This is a genomic window from Mangrovihabitans endophyticus, from assembly GCF_014646155.1.
Taxonomy (GTDB): domain Bacteria; phylum Actinomycetota; class Actinomycetes; order Mycobacteriales; family Micromonosporaceae; genus Actinoplanes; species Actinoplanes endophyticus.
Genome location: NZ_BMMX01000102.1, coordinates 1 through 2,378, shown reverse-complemented (window position 1 = coordinate 2,378; position 2,378 = coordinate 1). Strand labels below are relative to the sequence as shown.

The following is a 2,378-nucleotide window of genomic DNA, read 5'->3' as shown; positions in this document are numbered from 1 at the left end:
ATGGCCGGCTGCGCGTTACCCGTGGCATCCAGATCATCCCAGTCGATGCTCAGATGCGCGCACACCTCGTCGAACGCATACGCATACACCGGGAACCGGTCATACAGTTCCCGGCCCATCCCGGCCCGCTGCGAACCCTGACCGGTGAACATCATCGCCAGCGGGCCTTCGGCAGCCTCGACCGCTTCGATCGCGGTCAGCCCGGCGCGCAGTTCGTCGCGGGTGGCGCCGACCACCACGGCGCGGTGCGACAGGGCCGCCCGGCCCGCGGCCAGGGTGTGGCCGATGTCGGCGGGGTGGGCGTCCACGGCGCCAATCCGCGCGGCCAGGTCGTGCAGCCCGGCGGCGGACCTGCCGGACAGCACCCAGGGCATCGGCCCCTCGGTGCGCGCCGGTTCCGGCGACGGCGTCGCGGCGGGCTGTTCCAGCACCACGTGGGCGTTGGTGCCGCTGATGCCGAATGCGGACACCGCGGCGCGGCGGGGGTGCTCGCCGTCCGGCCACGGATGGGCCTGGGTGAGCAGTTCCACCGCGCCCTCGGTCCAGTCCACGTGCGGTGAGGGCAGGTCCGCGTGCAGCGTGCGCGGCATCTCGGCGTGCCGCATGGCCTGCACCATCTTGATCACCCCGGCGACGCCGGCGGCGGCTTGGGTGTGGCCGATGTTCGACTTGACGGTGCCCAGGCGCAGCGGTTCGGTGCGGTTCTGCCCGTACGTGGCCAGCAGCGCCTGCGCTTCGATCGGGTCGCCGAGGGTGGTGCCGGTGCCGTGCGCCTCGACCACGTCGACGTCCGAGGTGGACAGTCCGGCGTCGGCCAGCGCGGCGCGGATGACCCGCTGCTGCGACGGACCGTTCGGGGCGGACATGCCGTTGGAGGCGCCGTCCTGGTTGACCGCGGTGCCGCGCACCACGGCGAGCACGTCGTGGCCCAGCCGCCGGGCGTCGGACAGCCGCTCGACCAGCAGCACCCCGACGCCTTCGGACCAGCCGACACCGTCCGCGTCCGCGGCGAACGCCTTGCACCGGCCGTCCGGGGACAACCCGCGCTGGCGGGAGAACTCCAGGAACATGCCCGGGGTGGCCATCACGGTGGCGCCGCCGGCCAGCGCCAGGTCGCATTCGCCGGAGCGCAGCGACTGCACCGCCAGGTGCAGCGCCACCAGCGAGGAGGAGCAGGCGGTGTCCACGGTGACCGCGGGGCCCTCGAACCCGAACGTGTACGACACCCGGCCGGAGACGACGCTGCCGCCGCTGGTGCCCGACGGGGACACGTTCAGCGCGTAGTCGTGGTACATGACTCCGGCGAACACGCCGGTGGCGCTGCCCTTGAGGCCGGTCGGGTCGATGCCGGCCGTTTCCAGCGCCTCCCAGGATGCCTCCAGCAGCAGGCGCTGCTGCGGGTCCATGTAGGTGGCCTCGCGCGGGGAGATGCCGAAGAAGGCGGGGTCGAACTGGGCCGCGTCGTACAGGAAGCTGCCGTGCCGGGTGTAGCTCTTGCCCTCCTTACCGGGTTCCGGGTCGTAGAGCCCGGCCAGGTCCCAGCCGCGGTCGGCGGGCAGGTCGCCGACGGTGTCGACGCCGTCGCGCACCAGCCGCCACAGCGACTCCGGGTCGGTGACGCCGCCCGGGTAGCGGCAGGCCATGCCGACGATGGCGATCGGGTCGTCGGCGTGGTCGCGGGTGGCCGTCCGCGCCGGCCGGCTCTGTCCCTGCGGGGCGGCGCCCAGGCGTTCCAGGATGTGGTCGGCGACCGCCCGCGCGTTGGGGTGGTCGAAGGCCAGGGTGGCGCTCAACCGCAGCCCGGTCGCGGCGTTCAGGTGGTTGCGCAGGTCGGTGGCGGCCAGCGAGTCGAAGCCCAGCTCGGAGAAGGCCCGGTCGGGGCCGATCGCGTCCGCGGAGCCGTGCCCGAGGACCGCGGCGACCTGCTCGCGGACCAGCGCGAGGATCTCCCGGTGTTCGGCGTCCGCAGCGCGGCCGCGCAGGCTCTCGGCGTCCGCAGCGCGGGCGCGCAGGCTGTCCGCGGCCGACTGCTGGGGACTCGCGGCGCGGCGCGGCGCGGCGACGTGGCCGCGCAGCAGTGCCGGCACCTCGTCGGTGCGGGCGCGCACGGCGGCGGCGTCCAGCCGGATGGCGGCCACCGCGGGCGCGGCGGCGTCCGGCGCGGACGACCGCAGCGCGGCGGCGAACAGTGCCAGCCCTTCGTCGCGGGTGAGCGTGGGCACGCCCTGGCCGGCCATCCGGCGGCGGTCCACGTCGGCCAGGTGCTGTCCCAGCCCGGCGTCCATGTCCCACAGGCCGAAGGCCATGGCGGTGGCCGGGCGGCCCTGGGCGCGGCGCAGGTGCGCCAGGGCGTCCAGGAACACGTTCGCCGCAGCGTA

The 2,378-nt window shown here is 74.9% G+C and carries 1 protein-coding gene; it reads right to left on the bottom strand.

The annotated features are described in order from the left end of the window. Positions 1 to 2,378 (bottom strand): type I polyketide synthase (locus tag IEY73_RS32505; RefSeq protein ID WP_189083188.1); only part of this gene is annotated, 2,378 nt, incomplete at both ends.